The sequence below is a fragment of the Streptomyces sp. NPDC006798 genome (assembly GCF_040635975.1).
Taxonomy (GTDB): domain Bacteria; phylum Actinomycetota; class Actinomycetes; order Streptomycetales; family Streptomycetaceae; genus Streptomyces.
Window position 1 is genome coordinate 96462 of the sequence record NZ_JBEYIS010000009.1, and the last position, 25358, is coordinate 121819.

At 71.5% G+C, this 25358-nt stretch carries 18 protein-coding genes and 1 pseudogene; 17 read left to right on the forward strand and 2 right to left on the reverse strand.

Going from position 1 to position 25358, the window contains the following annotated elements; translation table 11 throughout:
• The first annotated feature begins 195 nt into the window (after positions 1-195).
• The 12 genes and pseudogenes from ABZ714_RS08320 to nuoN all read left to right on the forward strand — a co-directional run bounded on the left by ABZ714_RS08320 (position 196) and on the right by nuoN (position 15345).
• A complete protein-coding gene (locus ABZ714_RS08320) occupies positions 196-924 on the forward strand; it encodes an NADH-quinone oxidoreductase subunit C (protein WP_358824355.1) in 729 nt (242 codons plus the stop codon).
• The gene (locus ABZ714_RS08325) at positions 921-2261 is read left to right on the forward strand and encodes an NADH-quinone oxidoreductase subunit D (protein ID WP_358824356.1); all 1341 of its coding nucleotides are present in this window, start codon (positions 921-923) and stop codon (positions 2259-2261) included. The genes ABZ714_RS08320 and ABZ714_RS08325 overlap by 4 nt, the downstream gene beginning before the upstream one ends.
• On the forward strand, positions 2258-3055 hold the full coding sequence (nuoE, locus tag ABZ714_RS08330; protein WP_358824357.1) for an NADH-quinone oxidoreductase subunit NuoE: 798 nt from the start codon (positions 2258-2260) through the stop codon (positions 3053-3055). The genes ABZ714_RS08325 and nuoE overlap by 4 nt, the downstream gene beginning before the upstream one ends.
• Entirely contained in the window at positions 3055-4431 is a 1377-nt protein-coding gene (gene nuoF, locus ABZ714_RS08335) for an NADH-quinone oxidoreductase subunit NuoF (RefSeq protein ID WP_358824358.1), read from the forward strand. The genes nuoE and nuoF overlap by 1 nt, the downstream gene beginning before the upstream one ends.
• A complete protein-coding gene (locus tag ABZ714_RS08340; protein WP_358824359.1) occupies positions 4428-6938 on the forward strand; it encodes an NADH-quinone oxidoreductase subunit G in 2511 nt (836 codons plus the stop codon). The genes nuoF and ABZ714_RS08340 overlap by 4 nt, the downstream gene beginning before the upstream one ends.
• Positions 6935-8335 (forward strand): NADH-quinone oxidoreductase subunit NuoH, encoded by a 1401-nt coding sequence (gene nuoH / locus ABZ714_RS08345; protein ID WP_358824360.1) that lies wholly within the window; start codon positions 6935-6937, stop codon positions 8333-8335. Before ABZ714_RS08340 ends, nuoH begins: the two co-directional genes overlap by 4 nt.
• 91 nt (positions 8336-8426) lie before the next feature.
• Positions 8427-9005 (forward strand): annotated as a pseudogene (gene nuoI, locus ABZ714_RS08350) (NADH-quinone oxidoreductase subunit NuoI); the annotation flags it as partial.
• Positions 9002-9922 (forward strand): NADH-quinone oxidoreductase subunit J, encoded by a 921-nt coding sequence (locus ABZ714_RS08355; RefSeq protein WP_358824361.1) that lies wholly within the window; start codon positions 9002-9004, stop codon positions 9920-9922. The pseudogene nuoI and the gene ABZ714_RS08355, both read left to right, overlap by 4 nt.
• Positions 9919-10218 carry an NADH-quinone oxidoreductase subunit NuoK gene (nuoK, locus tag ABZ714_RS08360; RefSeq protein ID WP_358824362.1) on the forward strand — a complete coding sequence of 100 codons (300 nt, stop codon included), beginning with the start codon at positions 9919-9921 and terminating at the stop codon, positions 10216-10218. Before ABZ714_RS08355 ends, nuoK begins: the two co-directional genes overlap by 4 nt.
• An 11-nt stretch (positions 10219-10229) precedes the next feature.
• Complete coding sequence (gene nuoL / locus ABZ714_RS08365; protein WP_358824363.1) at positions 10230-12125, forward strand: NADH-quinone oxidoreductase subunit L; 1896 nt, start codon at positions 10230-10232, stop codon at positions 12123-12125.
• Between the two features lie 5 nt (positions 12126-12130).
• Entirely contained in the window at positions 12131-13699 is a 1569-nt protein-coding gene (locus tag ABZ714_RS08370) for an NADH-quinone oxidoreductase subunit M (RefSeq protein WP_358824364.1), read from the forward strand.
• Positions 13696-15345, forward strand: coding sequence for an NADH-quinone oxidoreductase subunit NuoN (gene nuoN / locus ABZ714_RS08375; RefSeq protein ID WP_358824365.1), 1650 nt, complete (start codon positions 13696-13698; stop codon positions 15343-15345). The genes ABZ714_RS08370 and nuoN overlap by 4 nt, the downstream gene beginning before the upstream one ends.
• Positions 15346-15455: 110 nt before the next feature.
• On the opposite strand, the gene fahA is transcribed toward nuoN, so the two are convergent.
• Together fahA and ABZ714_RS08385 are read right to left on the reverse strand one after the other, a co-directional pair.
• On the reverse strand, positions 15456-16682 hold the full coding sequence (fahA, locus tag ABZ714_RS08380; protein ID WP_358824366.1) for a fumarylacetoacetase: 1227 nt from the start codon (positions 16680-16682) through the stop codon (positions 15456-15458).
• Positions 16683-16811: 129 nt separating this feature from the next.
• Positions 16812-19103, reverse strand: coding sequence for a CocE/NonD family hydrolase (locus tag ABZ714_RS08385; protein WP_358824367.1), 2292 nt, complete (start codon positions 19101-19103; stop codon positions 16812-16814).
• A gap of 521 nt (positions 19104-19624) precedes the next feature.
• On the opposite strand from ABZ714_RS08385, the gene ABZ714_RS08390 reads away from it, so the two are divergent.
• The 5 genes from ABZ714_RS08390 (at position 19625) to ABZ714_RS08410 (ending at position 25204) form a co-directional block, all read left to right on the forward strand.
• The gene (locus tag ABZ714_RS08390; protein ID WP_358824368.1) at positions 19625-20635 is read left to right on the forward strand and encodes a polyprenyl synthetase family protein; all 1011 of its coding nucleotides are present in this window, start codon (positions 19625-19627) and stop codon (positions 20633-20635) included.
• Positions 20636-20641: 6 nt separating this feature from the next.
• A complete protein-coding gene (locus ABZ714_RS08395) occupies positions 20642-21544 on the forward strand; it encodes a nucleotidyltransferase (protein ID WP_358824369.1) in 903 nt (300 codons plus the stop codon).
• A gap of 160 nt (positions 21545-21704) precedes the next feature.
• Positions 21705-23072, forward strand: coding sequence for a DUF2092 domain-containing protein (locus ABZ714_RS08400; RefSeq protein ID WP_358824370.1), 1368 nt, complete (start codon positions 21705-21707; stop codon positions 23070-23072).
• Between the two features lie 175 nt (positions 23073-23247).
• Entirely contained in the window at positions 23248-24207 is a 960-nt protein-coding gene (locus ABZ714_RS08405; RefSeq protein ID WP_358824371.1) for an ABC transporter ATP-binding protein, read from the forward strand.
• Entirely contained in the window at positions 24194-25204 is a 1011-nt protein-coding gene (locus tag ABZ714_RS08410; RefSeq protein WP_358824372.1) for an ABC transporter permease, read from the forward strand. Before ABZ714_RS08405 ends, ABZ714_RS08410 begins: the two co-directional genes overlap by 14 nt.
• Positions 25205-25358 lie beyond the last annotated feature (154 nt).

Here is a 25358-nt window from a genome sequence, read left to right on the forward strand (position 1 = left end):
GGCAAGAGGGGTGAGCGACGCACGCACGGCCGCCGGGCCGCAAATGACAGTGATGGCCGCACCTCTGAGCCGTGCGGGCGGAGAAGCTCACGGGACAAGAGGGGTGAGCGACGCACGCACGGCCGCCGGGCCGCAGATGACAGTGATGGCCGCACCTCTGAGCCGTGCGGGCGGAGAAGCTCACGGGGGGACGCGGTGACGGACGTACCGAACCCCGAGAAGGAACTGAGCGAGCAGAACCTTCCCGGCCGGCGTGGGGAGCACGGTGAGGAGATCCGCGTCCAGCGCGGCATGTTCGGCGCCGACAACGGCGGCGACACCTCCGGCTACGGCGGACTCGTCCGGTCCGTACGCCTCCCCGGCCCGGCCACCCGCCCCTACGGCGGCTACTTCGACGAGGTCGCCGACGAACTGGAGGGCGCCCTGGAGGAACAGGGCATCGTCCCCGAGGAGGCCATCGAGAAGACGGTGGTCGACCGGGGCGAGCTGACGTTCCATATCGCCCGGGAGCAGCTGCCCGCCGTGGCCCGCACCCTCCGGGACGACCCGGCCCTGCGGTTCGAGCTCTGTACGGGGGTGAGCGGGGTCCACTACCCCGACGACAAGGGGCGGGAGCTGCACGCCGTCTACCACCTGAGGTCGCTCACCCACGGCCGGCTGATCCGGGTCGAGGTGTCCGCCCCGGACGCCGATCCGCATATCCCGTCGCTGGTCGCCGTCTATCCGACGAACGACTGGCACGAGCGCGAGACCTACGACTTCTTCGGGCTGGTCTTCGACGGCCACCCGGCCCTGGCGCGGATCATGATGCCGGACGACTGGCAGGGCTACCCGCAGCGCAAGGACTATCCGCTCGGCGGTATCGCCGTCGAGTACAAGGGCGCCCAGATCCCGGCTCCTGACCAGCGGAGGTCGTACTCGTGAGCACATCCTCACCGTCCGCGCCCGGCTCCGCCGGCGCGCGCGAGACCACCGAGGGCCCCGTCTACACGGTCACCGGCGGCGACTGGGACGAGATCGTCGAGTCGGCGGCCAAGGCCGACGACGAGCGGATCGTCGTCAACATGGGCCCGCAGCACCCCTCCACCCACGGGGTGCTCCGGCTGATCCTGGAGATCGACGGCGAGACCGTCACCGAGGCCCGGTGCGGTATCGGCTATCTCCATACCGGGATCGAGAAGAACCTCGAATTCCGGACCTGGACGCAGGGCACCACCTTTGTGACCCGGATGGATTATCTGACGCCGTTCTTCAACGAGACGGCGTACTGCCTCGCGGTCGAGAAGCTGCTCGGCATCGAGGACCAGATCCCGGACCGGGCCAGTGTCATCCGCGTCCTGCTGATGGAGCTGAACCGGCTCTCCTCTCATCTGGTGTGCATCGCCACCGGCGGGATGGAGCTGGGCGCCACCACGATCATGATCTACGGCTTCCGGGACCGGGAACTCGTCCTGGACCTCTTCGAGCTGATCACCGGCCTGCGGATGAACCACGCGTACATCCGCCCGGGCGGACTCGCCCAGGACCTGCCGTCCGGCACGGTCGACCGGCTCCGCGAGTTCATCCGGACCATGAAGAAGAACCTGCCGCAGTACGACGCGCTCGCCACCGGCAACCCCATCTTCAAGGCCCGGATGCAGGACATCGGCTATCTCGACCTCACCGGCTGTATGGCGCTGGGCGCCACCGGGCCGATCCTGCGGGCCGCCGGACTCGCCCACGATCTGCGCAAGACCGATCCGTACTGCGGTTACGAGAACTACGAGTTCGACGTACCGACCGCCGACACCTGCGACTCCTACGGCCGGTTCCTGATCCGGCTGGAGGAGATGCGCCAGTCCCTGCGGATCATCGAACAGTGCGTCGACCGGCTCGCCCCCGGACCGGTCATGGTCGCCGACAAGAAGATCGCCTGGCCCGCCCAGCTCGCCCTCGGGCCCGACGGCCTCGGCAATTCGCTCGACCACATCAAGAAGATCATGGGCACCTCCATGGAGGCCCTGATCCACCACTTCAAGCTGGTCACCGAGGGCTTCCGGGTTCCGCCCGGACAGACCTACGCGGCGGTCGAGTCCCCCAAGGGCGAACTCGGCGCGCATGTCGTCTCCGACGGCGGCACCCGCCCCTACCGGGTCCACTTCCGCGACCCGTCGTTCACCAACCTTCAGTCCATGGCGGCGATGTGCGAGGGCGGCCAGGTCGCCGATGTCATCGTCGCCGTGGCGTCCATCGACCCCGTGATGGGAGGCGTCGACCGATGACGGCCCAGTCGTCGAACCCAGGGGTGCAGCTCGGGATGCCCCAGCTCCCCGCACCCGACTATCCGGCCGAGGTCCGCACCCGGCTGGAGACGGACGCCAAGGAGATCATCGCCCGCTATCCCGGCTCCCGCTCCGCCCTGCTGCCCCTGCTGCACCTGGTGCAGTCGGAGGAGGGCCATGTCACCAGGACCGGGATCCAGTTCTGCGCCGACGTCCTCGAACTCACCACCGCCGAGGTCACCGCGGTCGCCACCTTCTACACCATGTACCGGCGCAAGCCGTCCGGTGACTACCAGGTCGGCGTCTGCACCAACACGCTCTGCGCGGTGATGGGCGGCGACGCCATCTTCGACACCCTCAAGGAACATCTGGGCGTCGGCAACGGCGAGACCACCGAGGACGGCGCGGTCACGCTGGAGCACATCGAGTGCAACGCGGCCTGCGACTTCGCGCCCGTGATGATGGTGAACTGGGAGTTCTTCGACAACCAGACCCCCGAGTCCGCCAAGCGCCTGGTCGACGACCTGCGCGCCGGACGTCCCGTCGAACCCACCCGCGGCGCGCCGCTCTGCACCTTCAAGGAGACCGCCCGGATCCTCGCCGGATTCCCCGACGAGCGCCCCGGCGCCGTCGAGGCGAGCGGCGGCGCGGGACCCGCGTCCCTGATCGGGCTGCGCCTGGCGAAGGGCGAGGGACTGCCGCCCAAGGTGGTCTCCCCGCGCGCCGGCCGGGACATGTCCGCCTCCGGCCCGGCGCACCCCACCGCCGGACCGGCCGTCGAGGAGGGGGAGTGATGACCGTGTCCACCGACTACGGAGACACCGGAACGGGAGCCGACGGCGCCCCGGAGAAGCTGCTCGCCCCCGTACTCTCCGCCTTCTGGGACGACCCCCGCTCCTGGACCCTGGAGACCTACCGCCGCCACGAAGGCTATGAAGGGCTCCGCAAGGCCCTGGCGATGGCGCCGGACGATCTGATCGCGTACGTCAAGGACTCCGGACTGCGCGGCCGCGGCGGCGCCGGCTTCCCCACCGGGATGAAGTGGCAGTTCATCCCGCAGGGCGACGGCAAGCCCCACTACCTCGTCGTCAACGCCGACGAGTCGGAGCCCGGGACCTGCAAGGACATCCCGCTGCTCTTCGCCAATCCGCACTCCCTCATCGAGGGCATGATCATCGCCTCGTACGCGATCCGCTCCAGCCATGCCTTCATCTACCTCCGCGGCGAGACCGTCCCGGTCCTGCGCCGGCTCCACGAGGCGGTACGGGAGGCGTACGCGGCGGGCTATCTCGGCAAGGACATCCTCGGCAGCGGTCTCGACCTCGACATCACGGTGCACGCGGGCGCGGGCGCGTACATCTGCGGCGAGGAGACCGCTCTCCTGGACTCCCTGGAGGGACGGCGCGGCCAGCCCCGGCTGCGACCCCCCTTCCCCGCGGTCGCCGGACTGTACGCATGCCCCACTGTCGTCAATAACGTCGAGTCCATCGCCTCGGTTCCCGCGATCGTCAACCGGGGCAAGGACTGGTTCCGTTCCATGGGCACCGAGAAGTCCGCGGGCTTCACGCTCTACTCGCTCAGCGGCCATGTCGCCAACCCCGGCCAGTACGAGGCCCCGCTCGGGATCACCCTCCGCCAGCTCCTCGACATGAGCGGCGGAATGCGCCCCGGACACCGGCTGAAGTTCTGGACCCCCGGCGGCTCCTCCACCCCGATGCTGACCGACGCCCATCTCGACGTACCCCTCGACTACGAGGGCGTCGGCGCCGCCGGATCCATGCTGGGCACCAAGGCCCTCCAGTGCTTCGACGAGACCACCTGCGTGGTCCGCGCCGTCACCCGCTGGACCGAGTTCTACGCCCATGAGTCCTGCGGCAAGTGCACCCCCTGCCGCGAGGGCACCTACTGGCTGGTCCAGCTGATGCGCGACATCGAGAACGGCATCGGCGTCGCCTCCGACCTCGACAAGCTGAACGACATCGCCGACAACATCAACGGCAAGTCGTTCTGCGCCCTCGGCGACGGCGCCGCCGCCCCGATCTTCTCGTCGCTCCAGTACTTCCGCGAGGAGTACGAGCGCCACCTCGACGGCCGCGGCTGCCCCTTCGACCCCGCCAAGTCGACCGTCTGGGCCGACCGGAACCCCACCACCACGGAGGTGAACGCATGACGGTGACCACCAGCGCTCCCTCCGGGGGCGACCAGGCACCGGTACCGCCCGAGGACCTCGTGACCCTGACCATCGACGGCTCCGAGATCAGCGTGCCCAAGGGGACCCTGGTCATCCGGGCCGCCGAACTCCTCGGCATCGAGATCCCCCGGTTCTGCGACCACCCCCTCCTCGACCCCGCGGGCGCCTGCCGCCAGTGCATCGTCGAGGTCGAGGGCCAGCGCAAGCCGATGGCGTCCTGCACCATCACCTGCACCGACGGCATGGTCGTCAAGTCGCAGCTCAGCTCGCCCGCCGCCGAGAAGGCGCAGAAGGGCGTGATGGAGCTGCTGCTGATCAACCATCCGCTGGACTGCCCGGTCTGCGACAAGGGCGGCGAATGCCCCCTCCAGAACCAGGCCATGTCGCACGGCGACGCCGACTCCCGGTTCGAGGGCCGCAAGCGGACGTACGAGAAGCCGGTCCCGATCTCCACCCAGGTCCTGCTCGACCGCGAACGGTGCGTGCTCTGCGCCCGCTGTACCCGGTTCTCCAACCAGATCGCCGGCGACCCGATGATCGAACTCCTCGAACGGGGCGCCCTCCAGCAGGTCGGCACCGGCGAGGGCGACCCCTTCGAGTCGTACTTCTCCGGCAACACCATCCAGATCTGCCCGGTCGGCGCCCTCACCTCGGCCGCGTACCGGTTCCGCTCCCGCCCCTTCGACCTGGTGTCGTCGCCGAGCGTCTGCGAGCACTGCGCGGGCGGCTGCGCCACCCGCACCGACCACCGGCGCGGCAAGGTGATGCGGCGGCTGGCCGCCGACGAGCCCGAGGTCAACGAGGAGTGGATCTGCGACAAGGGGCGGTTCGGCTTCCGCTACGCCCAGCGGCCCGACCGGCTCACCAGCCCCCTGGTCCGCGGCGACGACGGTGAACTGCGGCCCGCGAGCTGGCCGGAGGCCCTGGCCGCCGCCGCCGGCGGACTCACCGCCGCCCGCGGCCGGACCGGGGTCCTCACCGGCGGACGGCCGACCGTCGAGGACGCGTACGCCTACGCCAAATTCGCCCGGGTCGCCCTCGAAACCAACGACATCGACTTCCGGGCCCGGGTCCACTCCACCGAGGAGGCCGACTTCCTGGCCGCCCGGGTCGCGGGCCGGGGCCGGGACATCGACGGCGGCGGAATCACCTATGCCGCACTGGAGAAGGCGCCCGCCGTCCTGCTCGTCGGATTCGAGTCCGAGGAGGAGGCCCCCGGCGTCTTCCTCCGGCTCCGCAAGGCCAACCGCAAGCACGGCCAGCGGACCTACGCCCTGGCCACCCACGCCACCCCCGGACTGGCCAAGGCGGGCGGCACCCTGCTGCCCGCCGCGCCCGGTACCGAGACCGAGTGGCTGGACGCGCTCAGCGGCACCGTCGGCCTGGAAGGCGACGGCTCCCGGGCCGCCGAAGACCTGCGCCGCGACGGCTCCGTGATCGTCGTCGGCGAACGGCTCGCGGGCGTCGCGGGCGGACTCACCGCCGCCGTCCGGACCGCCACCGCGACCGGCGCGACCCTGGTCTGGATCCCGCGCCGGGCCGGCGAGCGGGGCGCCGTCGAGGCGGGCGCGATCCCGTCCCTGCTGCCCGGTGGCCGCCCGGCCACCGACCCGCGGGCCCGGGAGGAGGTCGCCGAGGTCTGGCGCGTACGGGAACTCCCGCACGGCTACGGCCGCGACACCGGCCAGATCGTCGAGGCCGCGGCCACCGGCGCGCTCGCCGCCCTGGTCGTCGGCGGCGTCGAGATCGCCGACCTGCCCGACCCGGCCCGCGCCCGCGAGGCCCTGGACGCCGTCGGCTTCCTGGTCTCCCTGGAGCTGCGGCCCTCCGAGGTCACCGACCGGGCCGATGTCGTACTCCCGGTCGCCGCCGTCGCCGAGAAGTCCGGCACCTTCCTCAACTGGGAGGGCCGGGCCCGGATGTTCGAGGCGGCGCTGAAGCCGGAACAGATGACCCGGACCCTCGCCCCCGGCGACGCCCGGGTCCTCCATATGCTCGCCGACGCGATGGACGTCCACTTCGCCCTGCCCGATGTGAAGGCGGTACGGCGGGAGCTGGACCGGCTCGGCTCCTGGACCGGGCCGCGCGCCACCGATCCCCTGGAAGCCCCCGTGGTCCCGCAGCCGCTGCCAGGGCCCGGCGACGGCGATGCCGTACTCGCCGGACACCGGCTCCTGCTCGACCAGGGCCTGCTCCAGCAGGGCGACGAGGCGCTGGCGGGCACCCGGCACGCCGCCGTCGCCCGGCTGTCGGCGGCCACCGCCGCCGAGACCGGGGTGAAGGACGGCGACCCGCTCGCCGTCACCGGCCCCGCCGGGACCGTCACCCTGCCGCTCCAGGTGACCGAGATGCCCGACCGGGTGGTCTGGCTGCCGCTGAACTCCACCGGCGGCGGCGTCGCCTCCGACACCGGGGCGGTACCGGGCCACCGGGTCCGGATCGGGCCCGCCGACGCGGTCGCGGAAGCCCCGGAGGTGCGCTCATGACCGGCCAGACGCTGACCGTGCTCGCGGCCGAGGACCTGTCGCTGTTCGGCCGCGACCCCTGGTGGCTGATCGTCATCAAGGCCGTGTTCTGCTTCGCCTTCCTGATGGTGACCGTGCTCTTCTCCATCGTCTGGGAGCGCAAGGTCGTCGCCTGGATGCAGCTGCGGATCGGCCCCAACCGGCACGGCCCCTGGGGCATGCTCCAGTCGCTCGCCGACGGCATCAAGCTGATGCTGAAGGAAGACGTCATCGTCAAGCGGGCGGACAAGGTCGTCTACGTCCTCGCCCCGATCATCGCCGCCATCCCGGCGTTCATGGCGATCGCGGTCATCCCCTTCGGACCCGCGGGCAACGAGGTCTCGATCTTCGGGCAGCGGACCACGATGCAACTCACCGACCTGCCCATCGCCATGCTGTACGTACTGGCGATCGCGTCCGTCGGGATCTACGGCATCGTCCTCGCGGGCTGGTCCTCCGGCTCCACGTACCCCCTGCTCGGCGGGCTCCGCTCCTGCGCCCAGATGATCTCGTACGAGATCGCCATGGGCGCCGCCTTCGCCTCCGTCTTCCTCTACTCCGGGTCCATGTCGACCTCGGCGATCGTGGACGCGCAGGCCGACCGCTGGTTCGTGATCCTGCTGCCGGTCTCCTTCATCATCTACGTCGTCACCATGGTCGGGGAGACCAACCGGGCGCCGTTCGACATGCCGGAGTCCGAGGGCGACCTGGTCGGCGGCTTCAACACCGAATACAGCTCGATCAAGTTCGCGATGTTCATGCTGGCGGAGTACGTCAACATGGTCACCGTCTCCGCCGTGTCCGTCACCCTCTTCCTCGGCGGCTGGCGCGCCCCCTACCCGATCTCCACGTTCTGGGAGGGCGCGAACCACGGCTGGTGGCCGCTGCTCTGGTTCGTCATCAAGGTGCAGCTGCTCCTCTTCTTCTTCATCTGGCTGCGCGGCACCCTGCCGCGAGTCCGCTACGACCAGCTGATGAAGCTGGGCTGGAAGGTCCTCATCCCGGTCTCCGTGGTCTGGCTGATGCTGGTCGCCACCGTGCGGGCGCTGCGGAACGAGGAGTACGACTTCCAGCAGATCCTGCTCTATCTGGGCGGCCCGATCCTGGCGATCCTGCTGCTCACCTTTGTCGCCGACATGTTCCGCGGCGGGCGGGAGAAGCGGGCCGAGGCCGAGGCGGCGCACGAGCCGCCCCCGGTGTTCGACCCGATGGCGGGCGGATATCCGGTACCGCCGCTGCCCGGCCAGACGCTGCCCCCGGTACCGCGCAGGCGGCCGAGGCGGGAGCGGGAACTCATTGTCAGTGGTGGCGTCAATACTGTGAGTGACGGTTCGGAAGGCGGACCCTCGCGTGACGGAAAGGAGGCCGACGGTGTCTGAGCGAGCGGAGAGTTCGAAGGACGTGCAGCGTGCTCGGGGCGCTGCGGAGTCTCCGGGAGCGGGCTCGGGGCCGGATTCGGCTTCGGTTTCGGCTTCGGAGGAGAAGTCCCTGAATCCGGTGGCCGGGTTCGGCGTGACCTTCAAGGCCATGTTCAAGAAGCGGCTGACCGAGCAGTATCCGGAGCAGCCGAAGGTCACGGCGCCGCGCTTCCACGGCCGGCACCAGCTGAACCGCCATCCGGACGGCCTGGAGAAGTGCGTCGGCTGCGAGCTGTGCGCCTGGGCCTGCCCCGCCGACGCCATCTACGTGGAGGGCGCCGACAACACCGAGGAGGAGCGGTACTCCCCCGGTGAGCGGTACGGCCGGGTGTACCAGATCAACTACGCCCGCTGCATCCTCTGCGGGCTCTGCATCGAGGCGTGCCCCACCCGGGCGCTGACCATGACCAACGAGTTCGAGCTGGCCGACAGCTCCCGCGAGAACTTGATCTACACCAAGGAACAGCTTCTCGCCGGGCTCACCGAAGGCATGGTCGAGACGCCCCACGCCATCTACCCCGGCACCGACGAGGGCGACTACTACCGGGGGCAGGTCACCGAGGCCGCGCCCGGCACGGTCCGCCAGGTCGCCGTATCCAAGGGGGAGAAGGGCGAGGAGGTGGACGCATGACCGGCCCGCAGCCGGCCGGGCTCGACCCGGCCGGGCTCGCCGCCCTGGCGGCGAGCACCACATCGACGGGCGAGGCCGTCCAGTTCTGGATCCTCGGCACCGTCGCGGTGATCGGCGCGCTCTGTACGATCCTGATGCGGCGGGCCGTGCACAGCGCCCTCTGCCTCGCCGGGACCATGATCATCCTCGCGGTGTTCTACCTGGCCAACGGCGCCTACTTCCTGGGCGTCGTCCAGATCGTGGTCTACACCGGCGCGATCATGATGCTCTTCCTCTTCGTGGTGATGCTGGTCGGCGTCACCGCCGCGGACTCCCTCAAGGAGACCCTGAAGGGGCAGCGCTGGCTCGCCCTCACCTGCGGACTCGGCTTCGGCATCCTGCTGATCGCCGGGATCGGCAACGCCTCCCTGGAGACGTTCAACGGCCTGGGCGCCGCCAACACCGCCCGCGGCGGCAATGTGGAGGGTCTGGCCGCCCTCATCTTCACCAAGTACGTCTTCGCCTTCGAGATCACCGGCGCCCTGCTGATCACCGCCGCCGTCGGCGCGATGGTGCTCACCCACCGGGAGCGCACCGAACGCGCCCTGACCCAGCGCGAGCTGGCGGAGCAGCGGGTCCGCGAGGGCAAGCACCTGCCGCCGCTGCCCGCCCCCGGTGTCTACGCCCGGCACAACGCGGTGGACATCGCCGCCCTGCTGCCCGACGGCACCCCGTCCGAGCTGTCCGTCAGCGGCACCCTGCGCGAGCGCGGTCAGATCCGCGACGTCTCAGCCCAGGCGATGGCCGACCTCAAGGCGCTGGAGCAGCGTTCCGAGGAGCGGCTCGGCCGGGAGCCCGGCAACGCCGCCACCGGACAGGCCGACCCGCCGGGCGCCGGACGCGATCAGGACCGGGACGAAGAGGAGGCCAGTCGGTGAATCCGGTCAACTACCTCTATCTCGCCGCCCTGCTCTTCACGATCGGCGCGGCCGGGGTCCTGATCAGGCGGAACGCCATCGTGGTGTTCATGTGCATCGAGCTGATGCTCAACGCCTGCAATCTCGCACTGGTCTCGTTCTCCCGGATGCACGGCAACCTCGACGGCCAGATCATCGCGTTCTTCACGATGGTCGTCGCCGCCGCCGAGGTCGTGGTGGGGCTCGCGATCATCGTGTCGCTGTTCCGTTCCCGCCACTCGGCCTCGGTCGACGACGCCAGCCTGATGAAGCTGTGAGGGGCTGAATCGTGGAGAACCTGATTGCGCTGCTCATCGCGGCGCCCCTGCTGGGAGCGGCGGTCCTGCTCTGCGGCGGGCGGCGGCTCGACCGGACCGGTCATCTGATCGGTACGGCGCTCTCCGCCGCGTCGTTCGTCGTCGGCGCGGTCCTCTTCGCCGACATGGTCGGCAAGCCCGCGGACGAGCGGCTGCTGCACCAGAAGCTGTTCAGCTGGATCCCGGTGGAGGGCTTCCAGGCGGACATCGCCTTCCAGCTCGACCAGCTGTCGATGACGTTCGTCCTGCTGATCACCGGTGTCGGCACCCTGATCCATGTCTACTCCATCGGTTATATGGAGCACGACGAGCGCCGCCGCCGCTTCTTCGGCTATCTGAACCTCTTCCTGGCGGCGATGCTGCTGCTGGTGCTGGCCGACAACTATCTGCTGCTGTACTTCGGCTGGGAGGGCGTCGGTCTCGCCTCCTATCTGCTGATCGGCTTCTGGCAGCACAAGCCGAGCGCCGCCACCGCCGCGAAGAAGGCGTTCCTGGTCAACCGGGTCGGTGACATCGGCCTCTCGATCGCCATCATGCTGATGTTCACCACCTTCGGCACCTTCGCCTTCGCGCCGGTGCTGGCCTCGGCGGACGAGGCGAGTTCGGCGACCCTGACGGGTATCGGGCTGATGCTGCTCCTGGCCGCCTGCGGCAAGTCGGCGCAGGTGCCGCTGCAGTCCTGGCTCGGGGACGCGATGGAGGGCCCGACCCCGGTCTCGGCCCTGATCCACGCGGCCACCATGGTGACCGCCGGTGTCTATCTGATCGTCCGCTCCGGCGCGATCTTCAACGCCTCGCCGGACGCTCAGATGGTCGTGGTCATCGTCGGCGCGGTCACACTGCTCTTCGGTGCGATCGTCGGTTGCGCCAAGGACGACATCAAGAAGGCCCTCGCCGGGTCCACGATGTCCCAGATCGGCTATATGATCCTCGCCGCCGGACTGGGCCCCATCGGCTATGTCTTCGCCATCATGCACCTGGTGACCCACGGATTCTTCAAGGCCGGGCTCTTCCTCGGCGCGGGCTCCGTGATGCACGGCATGAACGACGAGGTCGACATGCGCAAGTACGGCGGTCTGCGGAAGTACATGCCGGTCACGTTCGTCACCTTCGGCCTCGGCTATCTGGCGATCATCGGCTTCCCCGGCCTCTCCGGCTTCTTCTCCAAGGACATGATCATCGAGGCGGCCTTCGCCAAGGGCGGCACCGAGGGCTGGATCCTCGGCGGGGTCACCCTGCTGGGCGCCGCGATCACCGCGTTCTACATGACCCGGGTGATGCTGCTGACCTTCTTCGGCGAGCAGCGCTGGCAGCCCGACGAGAAGGGCGAGCTGCCGCATCCGCACGAATCGCCCAAGACCATGACGATCCCGATGATCGTGCTGGCCTTCGGCTCGGTCTTCGCGGGCGCGATCTTCGGTATCGGCGACCGCTTCCTGCACTGGCTCGCCCCGGTCACCGGTGAGAGCCACGGCAATCCGCCGGTCAGCGCGCTCACCGTGACCACCGCCACCGTCGTGGTGATGGTGGTCGGGGTCGCGATCGCCTGGTGGATGTACGGCCGCCGGCCCGTACCGGTCACCGCGCCGCGCGGCTCGGCGCTCACCCGGGCCGCCCGCCGCGATCTGCTCCAGGACGACTTCAACCATGTGGTCCTGGTCCGCGGCGGCGAGCACCTCACCCGCTCCCTGGTCTATGTCGACCACACCCTGGTGGACGGCGTGGTCAACGGCACGGCGGCGACGGTCGGCGGACTCTCCGGCCGGATGCGCAAACTCCAGAACGGCTACGTCCGCTCGTACGCCGTCTCGATGTTCGGAGGTACGGCGGTGCTGATCGCCGCGACTCTGCTGATGAGGGCGGTGTAACTGCGATGTCCTTCCCGCTCCTTACGGCGACGGCGCTGGTCCCGGCAGTCGGGGCGATCGTCACCGCCGCCGTGCCCGCCGCGCGCAAGGGGGCAGCCAAGACCCTGGCGCTGCTGTTCTCCCTCGTCACGCTGGCCCTGGCGGCGATCGTGCTGGTCCGGTTCGAACCGGACGGCGCGCGCTACCAGCTCACCGAATCCCATGCCTGGATCTCCGACTTCGGGGTCCGGTACGAACTGGGCGTCGACGGCATCGGTGCCGTACTGATCGCGCTCACCGCGCTGCTGGTGCCGTTCGTGATCCTGGCCGGCTGGAACGACGCCGACCCGCGGGGCGAGTCGAACTCCCGGTGGCGGCCCACCCAGGGCTTCTTCGCGCTGATCCTGATGGTCGAGGCGATGGTGATCCTCTCCTTCGAGGCCACCGACGTCTTCCTCTTCTACATCCTCTTCGAAGCCATGCTCATCCCGATGTACTTCCTCATCGGCGGCTTCGGGGACCGGGCCCACCAGGGCAGCGACGAGAACGCGGCGGCCCAGCGGTCGTACGCGGCGGTCAAGTTCCTGCTCTACAACCTGGTCGGCGGGCTGATCATGCTGGCCGCGGTGATCGGCCTCTATGTCGTGGCCGGGAGCTTCTCGCTCACCGAGATCGCCGCGGCCCGGGCCAGCGGTGAGCTGGAGATGGCCACCAACACCGAACGGCTGCTCTTCCTCGGCTTCTTCTTCGCCTTCGCGATCAAGGCGCCGCTGTGGCCGCTGCACACCTGGCTGCCCAACGCGATGGGCGAGGCGACCGCGCCCGTCGCCGTACTGATCACCGCCGTGGTCGACAAGGTCGGCACCTTCGCGATGCTCCGGTTCTGCCTCCAGCTCTTCCCGGAGGCGTCCCAGTGGGCCACCCCGGTGATCGTGGTGCTGGCCCTGGTCAGCATCGTCTACGGGGCGCTGCTCGCGGTCGGCCAGCGGGACATCAAGCGGCTGGTGGCCTATGCCTCCATCTCGCACTTCGGCTTCATCGTCCTGGGCATCTTCGCGATGACCTCCCAGGGCCAGTCGGGCGCCACGCTCTACATGGTCAACCACGGGATCTCGACGGCCGCGCTGATGCTGGTCGCCGGATTCCTGATCTCCCGGCGCGGATCCCGGCTGATCGCCGACTACGGCGGAGTGCAGAAGGTGGCCCCGGTTCTCGCGGGCACCTTCCTGATCGGGGGTCTGGCGACCCTCTCACTGCCGGGTCTCGCGCCGTTCGTCTCCGAGTTCCTGGTCCTGGTGGGCACCTTCGCCCGCTATCCGGTGGCCGGGATCGTCGCGACCTCCGGCATCGTGCTGGCCGCGCTCTACGTCCTCGTCCTCTACCAGCGGACGATGACCGGCCCGGTCAAGGAGGAGGTCCGGAGCATGCCCGACCTCCGGCCGCGTGAGCTGGCGGTGATCACCCCGCTGATCGCGCTGCTGCTCTTCCTCGGGGTCTACCCCAAGCCGCTGACGGACATCGTCAACCCGGCCGTGGAGCACACCATGTCCGATGTACAGAAGAAGGACCCCCGGCCGGAGGTGGAGGCCAAGTGAGCCCGACAGCTGTCCACACCCTGTGGACGACGGCGGCCGAGCCGGTCGACAAGATCAACGCACCGGATATCGAGTACGCCCAGCTCGCGCCGGTACTGATCGTGGTCGGCGCGGCGATCGTCGGCCTGCTGCTGGAGGCGTTTCTGCCGCGCAAGTCGCGGTACTACGCCCAGGTGGCCCTGGCGACGGTGGCGCTGGTCGCCGCCTTCGCCGCCGTCGTCGGCCTGGCCGAAGGCGGCTACGGCACCTCGAAGGTCAATATCGCCGCGATGGGCGCCATGGCGATCGACGGCCCGACGCTCTTCCTCCAGGGCACGATCCTGCTGGTCTCCCTGGTGGCGGTCTTCACCTTCGCCGAACGCCGGCTCGACCCCGAGGCCCACGGCAGCGCCGTGGACTCCTTCGCCGCCCAGGGGGCGGCCGTCCCCGGCAGTGAGAACGAGAAGGCCGCGGTCCGGGCCGGGTTCACCACCACCGAGGTCTATCCGCTGGCGATGTTCGCGGTCGCGGGCATGCTGGTCTTCCCGGCGGCCAATGATCTGCTGACGCTCTTCATCGCGCTGGAGGTCTTCTCCCTCCCGCTCTATCTGCTCTGCGCGCTGGCCCGCCGCAAGCGGCTGATGTCCCAGGAAGCGGCCGTCAAGTACTTCCTGCTGGGGGCGTTCTCCTCGGCGTTCCTGCTGTTCGGGATCGCCCTGCTCTACGGGTACGCGGGCTCCGTCTCGTACGGCCGGATCGCCGAGGTCGTCGACGGGTCGGTCCGGACCGTCGATCCGGCCCTCGCCGACACCATGGGCAATGACGCGCTGCTGCTGATCGGCTCCGCCCTGATCCTGATGGGTCTGCTCTTCAAGGTCGGCGCGGTCCCGTTCCATATGTGGACCCCGGACGTCTACCAGGGCGCCCCGACCCCCGTCACGGGCTTCATGGCGGCGGCGACCAAGGTGGCCGCGTTCGGCGCCCTGCTGCGGCTGATGTACGTGGTGCTGCCGGGCCTCAAGTGGGACTGGCGGCCGCTGCTGTGGGGCGTGGCGATCCTGACCATGCTGGCGGGGGCGATCATCGCCATCACCCAGACCGACATCAAGCGGCTGCTGGCGTACTCCTCGATCGCCCATGCCGGATTCATCATGGCCGGGGTCATCGCGGTCTCCCCGGACGGGGTCTCGTCCGTCCTCTTCTATCTGGGCGCCTACTCCTTTGTGACGCTGGGCGCGTTCGCGGTCGTCACCCTCGTCCGCGACGCGGGCGGCGAGGCGACCCATCTCTCCCAGTGGGCCGGTCTCGGCCGCCGCTCGCCCCTGGTGGCCGCGGTCTTCGCGATCTTCCTGCTGGCCTTCGCCGGAATCCCGCTCACCTCGGGCTTCTCCGGCAAGTTCGCCGTCTTCAAGGCGGCGGCGGAGAGCGGGGCCGGGGCGCTGGTCGTGGTCGGTGTGATCTCCTCGGCGATCGCGGCGTTCTTCTACATCCGGGTGATCGTGCTGATGTTCTTCAGCGAGCCCAAGCCGAACGGCCCCACCGTCGCGGTCCCCTCGGGCCTGACGGTCGGCGCGATCGGTGTGGGTGTGGCGGTCACCGTGGTCCTGGGGGTGGCCCCGCAGTACTTCCTCGATCTGGCGGGCCAGGCGAGCGTCTTCGTCCGCTGATTCCGCTCGGCCCCGTCTTTCCGGCGTTACGCACCCGGGCCCGGTCTCCTGCGACAGGAGACCGGGCCCGGGTGTGTCCGCCCATGGGGGCGGGGGCGGTGTTCGGGGTGTCAGCGGGACGGGGCGATCCGGCCGGTGACCTCGCCGAGGCCGACCCGGATGCCGTCGGGGCCCGGGGCCCAGGCCGTCATGGTGACCGTGTCGCCGTCCTGGAGGAAGGTGCGGTCACCGTCGGGCAGGGGGAAGGGGTCGCGGCCGTTCCAGGTGAGTTCGAGGAGGGAGCCCCGCTGGTGGACCTCGGGGCCGCTGACCGTACCGGAGGCGAAGAGGTCGCCGGTGCGCAGGGACGCGCCGTTGACCGTCATATGGGTGAGCTGCTGGGCCGCCGTCCAGTACATGGTGGCGAACGGGGGCTCAGCGACCACCCGGCCGTTGACGGCCACGGAGATCCGGATGTCGAAGCCGCCCGGCTCCTCGTCGGCCGAGTCGTCGAGATAGGGCAGCGGCGGGACGTCCCGGGCGGGCGGCGCGGTACGGGCCGCGTCGAGGGCCTCCAGCGGGGTGACCCAGGCCGAGACGGAGGTGGCGAAGGACTTGCCGAGGAACGGGCCCAGGGGCACGTACTCCCAGGCCTGGATGTCCCGGGCCGACCAGTCGTTGAGCAGGAAGAGGCCGAATACGTGGTCGCGGAAGTCGCCGAGCGGTACGGAGTCGCCGGGCGCCGTGGGCGTACCGACCAGGAAGCCGACCTCGGCCTCGATGTCGAGCTTGGCGGACGGGCCGAAGGAGGGCGCCGGGTCGGCGGGGGCCTTGCGCTGGCCCCGGGGGCGTACGACCTCCGTACCGGAGACCACGACGGTGCCCGCGCGGCCGTGGTAACCGATCGGCAGATGCTTCCAGTTGGGGGTGAGGGGCTCGCCGTCGGGGCGGAACATCCGGCCCACATTGGTGGCGTGGTGCTCGCTGGCGTAGAAGTCGACATAGTCGGCGACCTCGTACGGGAGGTGGAGAGTGACCTCCTCCAACGGGTGGAGCAGGGGTTCGACGGCGGTCCGGTGGGCCGGGACCGTCACCCAGGCGGTGAGCGCGCGGCGGACGTCGCGCCAGGTGGTGCGTCCGGCCGCGAGCAGGGGGTTGAGGGTGGGCCGGTCGAGGAGTGCGGCGTACGGGGAGCCGAGGGTGAGGGCCGCCGCCCCCGCGTCGAGCACAGACCGCCCGATCCGGACGCCGACCCTGCGGCGGTCGGGCTCGGCGGCGGTGGAGAAGACGCCGTAGGGGAGGTTGTGCGGGCCGAAGGGGTCGCCCTCGGCCAGATCGAGCGGGCTCTGCTCGGACATCTGCGCGTGCCTCGTTTCCGATTCTGTGCGGGGCCGTACGGCGGGTGCCGTGGACGGCCGGGCGCACGGTGCTCTTCACGATGTGGGGGACACGTTACGTGGGGGACGCAAGGGACCGGCAGGGCGCGATCATCCCGCTGTTCTGGGGAAACGTTTCACCCAACTTCGGTGGAAGACCGGCTCGCCCCGGTGCCCCGGCCCCGCCGCGTTGTCCCGGCAGCTGACCTCGTCCTCGGCGACGAGATCGTCGGCGTCGCAGTAGAGGGCGGAGCGGGTCTCCACGGTGATGTCCCAGCCGAGATCGGGGCGGTGGAACCGTACGGTCCACTCCGTCTCCGCGCGGGCGGAGAGGGGATCACCGGCCCGGATCGTCCGGATCTCCCGGGCGTCCTCGAAGACCTCCAGACCGTCGGGGTGCACCCGGCTCGCGCCGTCCGCGCCCAGGGGCCGCGGATCGGTCTCCAGCCGCCAGGTGCCCGTACCGACGTCCCGGATCAGGGCGTGTTCGGGGCGGCGTCCGGCCGGGGCGGTGAGCGGGGCGGGGGAGACCACGCCGAGGGGCTCGACGCGTTCGGGCGGGCCGAGGGCGACGGGCGGAGTCCCCGGCGGATCGGGATCGCGGACCGGGAGGTCCAGCCGGGAGCCCTCGGGGAACAGGACGAATTCCGCCGGGGGACCGGCCGGCGGCCAGAGCCACGGCCAGTAGGCGGAGGAGACCGCGAGCCGCAGCCGGTGGCCGGGCGGTACCGCGTATCCGGCCGCCGCCAGGTCGAACGACACGTCCTCGACGGCGCCCGGGGGCCAGGCCCGGGCCCGGTCGAGCCCGTCGCGGGCGGCGGTGTTCCGTACGCCCCGGGTGATCAGCGCCGACGAGCCGTCGGGTGCCAGATCGCACAGGCGTACGGCGATCCGGCCGTACGGGACGTCGAGCCGCAGCCGCAGGGTGACCCGGGGGCGGCCGAGCACGGTCAGGCCGTCACCCGGGACGGGGAATTCGAAGCACACGGAGCGCGCGTCCTCCTCCCGCTGATCGGGCGGGAGATCGGCGGTCCGGCCGGGCTCGGGGAGCGGGCGGCCCGCGTCCGCGCCGGTGTGCGCGGGGGAGGCGACGGGTACGGGGTCGCCCCGCAGGATGTGGGGGACGGTCCGGACGGCGGGGGAGGGCCAGGCGGGTTCGGTGACCCAGCCGGAGGCGCGGGTTCCGGGGACTGGTCCCTCGGGTCCCTCGGGTGCGGCGGTGTGTGTGCCGGTTTCGGTGTTCGCGGGGTCCGCCGGGGTGGTGATCCAGGCCCGGAGCGGGGGTACGGGCGCCGACGCGGCGCCGCGCAGATGGTGGTCCCACCACCGCAGGGTCTCGTGCAGGAAGCCGATCGCCGGGCCGGGCCCCGGTTCGTCGGGATAGTGCCGGGCCCAGGGGCCGATCAGTCCGCGCACCCGGTCGGCGGGGAGCGTCTCCAGCAGCCGGAGGACGGTGTCGCGGGCCGGGTCGTACCAGCCGCCGACCGCCAGGACCGCCGCGCGGACGGCCCCGGCGTCGGCCCCGGTCCAGCCGGGCCAGTGGTCGTCGCGGAGCGGATGCGCCAGGGCGCCGTGCAGCGGCGGTGCCACGGCGGCCAGCCGGGCGGTCCACCGGTCGCGCCAGACGTCGGCCCCGGCGTAGCGGGGGTCCGGCGGGCGGCAGAGCGCCGAGAGCAGGGCGGTGGAGCGGGCGTGCAGGGCGTCGGCGGCGACCGTGCCGCCGAGGTGGGCGCCGTCCTCCTGGTACGGGTCGACGGTCGCGCCGACCGCGACGACCGCCCGCAGCGGGTCCGGGGCCAGGACGGCGACGCGCAGCGCGAGGGTGGCGCCCGGGCCGAGGCCGAACATCCCGATCCGGCCGTCGCCCCACGGCTGGGCCGCCAGCCACTCCACCACCTCGGCCGCGTCGGCGGCGTCCGCCGCGGCGTCCTGGGCGGGGCCGCGGTCCGGGCCGCCCCAGGGCGCGGCCGGGACGCCCTCGCCGCAGCCGTGGCCGCGGGCGTCGACGCGGACGGAGGCGTAGCCGTGGGACGCGTACCAGGGGTGGCGGCGGGCGTCCCGGGCGGTGGTGGTGTCGGTCAGCCGGCCGGGGGCGTATTCGAGGAGGACGGGGGCGGGGGCGCCGGTTCGGGGCCGCCAGAGCCGGGCGTGCAGCAGGGTGCCGTCGGAGAGGGGGACGAGGAGGTCGTCGTGGCGGACGGGGTGGGGGCCGGTGTCGTACGGGGGCGGGGCGGCGCCGGGTGCGGTGACGGACGCAGAGCCGGGTGCCGTGGCGGGACCGCCCGCCGGACCGGGTGCCGGGGCGTGGCGCGCGGCCGGGCCGGTGTCGTACCGGGGTGCGGCCGTCGGGCCGGGCTGTGGGCGGGGTGGGCCGGCCGGTTCCGCCGGGCCGTCGCCGTACACCGGCGGGATGTGGCCACCGTGCGCCGGCGGGGTGTAGGGGACAGGGCCCGGGGAAGCCGACTCGTACCGGCCGGTACGGTACCGGTCGGGTTCCGGCGCGGCCCCGGAACCGGGATGATCCGTTCCGGTCGGTGGGGGCGGCGCGGAGCGCGCGGACCCGGGGTGGGAGGACGGTGGGTGTGCGGCGTACCGACGGTGCTGGCGCATGGCGCGGCCTCGATGCCCGGGGCGGGCCCGCCGCCGGTCACGGCCCCCGGCCGGGGGCCGCGGGGAGGCGGTTCCGCGGGCGTCCGGCGACCTGCTCCGGGGGCGGTCCCGGAGCCGTTCACCGGTACGGTCACGGGTACCGTCGCCGATACCGCCGAAAGGCTCACCTGTGGTCGTATCTACTGATCACGAACATACCGGTGGCGGCGGGAAGGCGCCCATGGTGATCCAAACGTGACCGGATACGCTGACTTGAGTGAATCCAGCGACACATCGACAATCCGTGTGATTATCAGCAGACAGGAGATCCCCTCGTGACCGTCGTCGGGCCGTTCGGGCTGAGCGTGCGGGACCAGGCTCTTGAGGCCGATGTCCAGACCGGACTGTCGGCCGTCGAGGCGGGTCTGCTCGAAGCCACCAAGAGTGAGGTGCCGTTCATCACGGAGGCGGCCCAGCACCTCGTCCGTGCGGGTGGCAAGCGGTTCCGGCCGCTGCTGGTGATGCTGGCGGCCCAGTTCGGTGACCCGTACGCGCCCGGAATCGTGCCCTCCGCCGTGGTCGTGGAGCTGACCCACCTGGCGACGCTCTACCACGACGACGTGATGGACGAGGCGGACGTCCGGCGCGGCGTGCCCAGCGCCAACGCCCGCTGGGGCAACTCGGTCGCGGTCCTGACCGGCGACTTCCTCTTCGCCCGCGCCTCGCACATCCTCGCCGACCTCGGCCCCGAGGCCGTACGGATCCAGGCGGAGGCGTTCGAACGGCTGGTCACCGGACAGATCCTGGAGACCGCAGGACCGCGCGACGGCCGCGACCCGGTGGCGCACTACCTCGATGTGATCGGCGGCAAGACGGGATCGCTGATCGCGGTCTCCGGGCGCTTCGGCGCGATGATGTCCGGCGCCGACGAGGGCGTCACGGACATCCTCACCCAGTACGGGGAGCGGCTCGGCGTCGCCTTCCAGCTCGCCGACGACGTCCTGGACATCGCCAGCGACTCCCACGAGTCGGGCAAGACGCCCGGTACGGATCTGCGCGAGGGCATCCCCACCCTCCCCGTACTCCATCTGCGGGCCAGGGCCGAGGCCCAGGGCATGGCCGACGACCTCGAACTGGTCGCCCTGCTCGACGGCGACCTCACCGACGACGCCCGGCACGCCGAGGTGCTGACCCGGCTGCGCGCCCATCCGGCCCTGGAACAGGCCCGGAAGGACACCGTCCGGTACGCCGAGGAGGCCCGTTCCATGCTGGGCCCGCTGCCCGAGTGCTACGCGAAGGCCGCACTGGAAGAACTGTGCGACGCCGTGGTGCACCGCGCGGGCTGACGGCCGATGACCGCCGACGACGGGACGACGATGACCGCCGATGACGACCGGACGCCGATGACCGCCGAAAGCGCCCCGGGGCCGGGCCCGGCAGCCGACCCGGAGACCGAGCGGATACTCGCCCGCTACGCCGCCGAGCTTCCGGAGCCCGTACCGCTGATCGCGCTCTGGGTGCACGGCTCCATCGCGGAGGGGACCGACTACCGGCCGGGCCGCTCCGACCTCGATCTGATCGCCGTCCTCGAACGGCCCTGCGCCCCGGCGGAGGAGGAGCGGCTGGCCGGACTGCACCGGCGGCTGGCCCGCGACGAACCCCTCGCGGCCCGGCTGCACTGCTCCTTCATGCCGGTGGCGGAGCTGGCCGACCCCGGGCACGACCATCTGACCTGGGCCTTCAACGAACTCTTCCGACGGCCGGTGAGCCCGGTGACCCGGGCCGAGCTGCACCGGTTCGGCCGGGTCCTGCACGGGCGCCCGGTCGACGGACTACTCCCCGGGATGACGGACCGACAACTGCGGGAGTACGTCCACGGACAGCTCCGGGACGAACTGCTGCCGCGCTGTGCCGACGAGGAGCTGTTCCGGCAGGACACCTGGGTCGACTACGCGATGCTGGCCCTGCCGAGGGCCGCCGTCACCCTCACGGACGGGCGGCTGATCACCAAGGCCGAGGCGTTCGGGGTGCTGGCCGAACTGGGGGCTCCCGCCGAGGTCGTGGCGGATGTCCGGCGACGGCGGTACGGGGCACCGGGCGACGGCCCCGACCCGGCGGGGGACGACCCTGACTCGGTGGGCGACGGCCCCGACCTGGCGGGGGACGCCGAGTGGCTCGCCCGGCGGGCCCGTCTGACGACGGACTTCCTGCGCTCCCGCGCGGAAACCCTGATCGCCGCGTACCACCCGGGATGACAGAGGTCTCGACGAGGTGTCACCGAATGGGGGAGCGTGTCGGGGGAACCCTCATCCCACAGTCGTACACCCATTTGCTCCCGGGGATTGACGCCCGGACGACGGTGATTTGGTCAGATGGATGCACTGCTCCTGACCGACCACGGAGGTAGTCCACACCATGGCACCGAACGACGACAGCGCACAGACCAATCAGGAGACGGGCGCGACCACCGTGCGCCGCCGCCGCGCGGCGCGTTACGCCCTTCCGGTCGCGGTGGCAGGGGTGGCGGCGGCGACCATCGGTCTGGTCCCGGCCCTCGCCGCCTCCGGCGACCCCGACCTGCCCGGCATCAGCGCGCAGGAGCTGGTCGAGCGGATCGCGGCCTCCGACACCGAGCGGCTCTCGGGCACCGTCAAGATCAGTACGGATCTGGGGCTCCCCGACTTCGGGGGCCTCGGCGAGTCCTTCCTGTCGGGCGCCGCCGCGGGTGCCGCGGAGGGCGGCGGGAAGACGGGATCGTCGGCGGCCCCGGACGCCAAGCTGATGGAGCTGGCGACCGGCTCGCACACCCTGCGGGTCGCGGTCGACGGGCCCGACCGGCAGAAGGTGTCGATCGTCGAGAAGACCTCCGAGTACAGCCTCATCCGCAACGGGAACGAGCTGTGGGCGTACGACAGCGCGTCGAACGAGGTCTTCCACCAGAAGGACGCCGGTCCCGGCACCGCCGGCGCCGGCAAGGACGGCAAGGACGGCAAGAACGGCAAGAGCGGCAAGAGCGGCGAGGCCGCCGGGGCTCTCCCGGGGCTGCCGGACGCGGGGACGGAGGCGCCGACGCCCCGGGAGCTGGCACAGGAGGTGCTGGAGGCCGCCGACGAGACCACGTCGGTCACCGTCGACGGCACCGCCCGGGTCGCCGGACGTACGGCGTACCAGCTGGTCGTCAAGCCCAAGCAGAACGACTCCACCGTCGGCTCGGTACGGATCGCGGTCGACTCCGAGACCGGGACGCCGCTGAAGTTCACCGTGGTGCCGTCCTCCGGCGGCAAGGCCGCGATCGACATCGGCTTCACCAAGGTCGACTTCGGCAAGCCCGCCGCCTCGACCTTCGACTTCACCCCGCCGAAGGGCGCCGAGGTGACGGGCCCCGAGGAGCTGCGCGCGGAGGCCGAGAAGGCCGGCGAGTCCCTGGAGCGGGAAGGCAAGGCGCTCGGGGAGGAACTGGAGAAGGAGCTGAAGGGCGGGGCGAAGGACGGCAAGGGGCCGGCCGGCCCCGAGGGCGTGAATGTGATCGGCGAGGGCTGGACCACGATCGTCAGGACCGGGCCCGCCGAGGGCGCGGGCGCCGTGGCCGGGGGCGAGGGCGGACTGCCGTCGGAGGTCGGCGATCTCCTGGGCGGGATGACCGACTCGGTGAAGGGCGACTTCGGTACGGGCACGGTCTTCAAGACCCGCCTGGTGAACGCGCTGATCACCGACGACGGCACGGTCTACGCGGGCGCCGTCACCAAGGACGCCCTGGTCAAGGCCGCCAACGCGGACAAGTGACACGGCCCGGGCCGCCGACGGGCGGTCCGTGGTTCCGCGCCGGCCGTTGACGAGCGGGCCGCTCCTCCACCGGGCCGCCGCGCCGACGGGCGGCCCGGTGGAGGAGTATCGCGGGAGGAAGGATCCGGGAATCCGGGGATCCGGCGGGAAGCCGAGGGAGAGGGCGGGGGAGCGCATGACGACTGCGGTGCCGGAGGCCGTGATCGAGACGAGAGGGCTCACCAAGCGCTATCGCGGTGGGCAGCTCGCCGTGGACCGGCTCGATCTCACCGTGCCCGCGGGCAGTGTCTTCGGCTTCCTGGGCCCCAACGGCTCCGGCAAGACCACCACCATCCGGATGCTGATGGGTCTGATCGAACCCACGGCCGGGCGGGCCACCGTACTCGGCGGACCGATGCCCGGCGCGGCCCGGACCGTACTGCCGCAGGTGGGCGCCCTGATCGAGGGCCCGGCGCTCTACGGCTTCCTCAGCGGACGGGACAATCTGCTGCGGTTCGACGCCGCGGACCCCACCGCCGACCCCCGGACCCGCCGGGACCGGGTCGGTACGGCCCTGGAGCGGGTCGGGCTGACTTCGGCGGCCGGGAAGCGGGCCAGGGCGTACTCCCTGGGCATGAAGCAGCGGCTGGGGCTGGCCGCCGCCCTGCTGCGCCCCCGCCGACTGCTCGTCCTGGACGAGCCGACCAACGGCCTCGACCCCCAGGGCATGCGGGAGATCCGGGCCCTGGTCCGGGAGCTGGCCGCCGACGGGACCACGGTCTTCCTCTCCTCCCATCTGCTGGACGAGATCGAGCAGGTCTGTACCCACGCGGCGGTGATGGCCCGGGGCAGACTGCTGACCCAGGGGCCCGTCGCGGAGCTGGCGGCCCGGGCCCGGGGGCGGCTGACCGTCATCACCCCGGACACGGACGAGGCGGCCCGGCTGCTCAAGGAGCGGGGGATCACCGAGGTCGCCGTCGAACCGGACGGCGGCCGGGTCACCGGCGACCCGCCGGGCCCGGAGGTGGAACTGGCCGAGCTGACCGCCGCGCTGGTCGCCGCCGGGGTACGGGTCCGCGGCTTCGGGGTGGAGCGGGCGTCGCTGGAGGACGCGTTCATGGCGCTGACGGGGGAGGGGTTCGATGTCGCGGGCTGAGCCGGAGCCGGGCTCCGTGGGGGTTGCCGCGGAGTCCACGGGGGCCGGTGGCGCGGCGACGACCGAGCCGCCCGGTGCCGGTCCGGCGGCGGGGGCGTCCGCGGTCGCGGCGGAGGCCGTGGTCTTTGGCGCGCCGGGGCGGGACGCCGGACCGGGCGCCGTAGCGGCGGCGCTGGCGCTCTTCCGGTCCGAACTGGTGGTGACCCTGCTCCGCTGGCGGACGATCGCCCTGCTCGGGGTGTTGGCGGCGGTGCCGCTGCTGATCGGTATCGCCGTACGGATCGAGACCGGCGACGGCGGCCGGGTCGGCGGCGGGGCCGAGGAGGGCCCCGCCTTCATCTCCCAGATCACCAACAACGGACTGTTCCTGGTCTTCGCCGCGCTCGCCGCCACGCTGCCGGTCTTCCTGCCGATGGCGGTCGGGGTCGTCGCGGGCGACGCGATCGCCGGGGAGTCGGCGGCCGGGACCCTGAGATATCTGCTGGTGGCCCCCGCCGGGCGGACCCGGCTGCTGCTGGTCAAGTACGCCACGACGCTGGTGTTCTGTCTGCTGGCGACCCTGGTCGTGGCGGTCTCCGCCCTGGCGGTGGGGGCCGTGCTCTTCCCGCTCGGCGATATCACCACGATCTCCGGGACCCGGATCTCCTTCGGGGACGGACTGATACGTGCCGCCCTGGTCGCCCTGGTCGTCGCGCTCTCCCTGGCCGGGCTCGCCGCCCTCGGGCTCTTCGTGTCCACCCTCACCGGCAGCGGGATCGCGGCGATGGCCAGCACGGTCGGTCTGCTGATCACGGTCCAGATCCTCGGCACCATCCCGCAGTTGGACGCGATCCACCCCTATCTCTTCCCGCACCACTGGCTGTCGTTCTCGGATCTGCTGCGGGAGCCGGTCCACTGGGACGGGATCCAGCGGAATCTGGGACTCCAGGCGCTCTACGCGGCGGTGTTCGGGTCGGCCGCCTGGGCGCGGTTCACCACCAAGGACATCACGGCCTGACCGTCGTGCGCCGTCCGCTGCTCGTTGTCCGCCGGGGCAGTCTGCCGGGCGCCGGGGCTGTGCGACGGGTGCCGGGTGGGCCGTACGGCTCCGGAGCCGTACCCGGACATGGCTGCACGCGTGTGCGGTGGAGGCACACGCATGCAGCCGGTGG

Coding starts and splice junctions, on each gene's coding strand:
- nuoE (WP_358824357.1), top strand. CDS start 2,258: ATGACGGCCCAGTCGTCGAACCCAGGGGTGCAGCTCGGGATGCCCCAG.
- nuoF (WP_358824358.1), top strand. CDS start 3,055: ATGACCGTGTCCACCGACTACGGAGACACCGGAACGGGAGCCGACGGC.
- ABZ714_RS08340 (WP_358824359.1), top strand. CDS start 4,428: ATGACGGTGACCACCAGCGCTCCCTCCGGGGGCGACCAGGCACCGGTA.
- nuoH (WP_358824360.1), top strand. CDS start 6,935: ATGACCGGCCAGACGCTGACCGTGCTCGCGGCCGAGGACCTGTCGCTG.
- ABZ714_RS08355 (WP_358824361.1), top strand. CDS start 9,002: ATGACCGGCCCGCAGCCGGCCGGGCTCGACCCGGCCGGGCTCGCCGCC.
- ABZ714_RS08370 (WP_358824364.1), top strand. CDS start 12,131: ATGTCCTTCCCGCTCCTTACGGCGACGGCGCTGGTCCCGGCAGTCGGG.
- fahA (WP_358824366.1), bottom strand. CDS start 16,682: ATGTCCGAGCAGAGCCCGCTCGATCTGGCCGAGGGCGACCCCTTCGGC.
- ABZ714_RS08395 (WP_358824369.1), top strand. CDS start 20,642: ATGACCGCCGACGACGGGACGACGATGACCGCCGATGACGACCGGACG.
- ABZ714_RS08400 (WP_358824370.1), top strand. CDS start 21,705: ATGGCACCGAACGACGACAGCGCACAGACCAATCAGGAGACGGGCGCG.
- ABZ714_RS08405 (WP_358824371.1), top strand. CDS start 23,248: ATGACGACTGCGGTGCCGGAGGCCGTGATCGAGACGAGAGGGCTCACC.
- ABZ714_RS08410 (WP_358824372.1), top strand. CDS start 24,194: ATGTCGCGGGCTGAGCCGGAGCCGGGCTCCGTGGGGGTTGCCGCGGAG.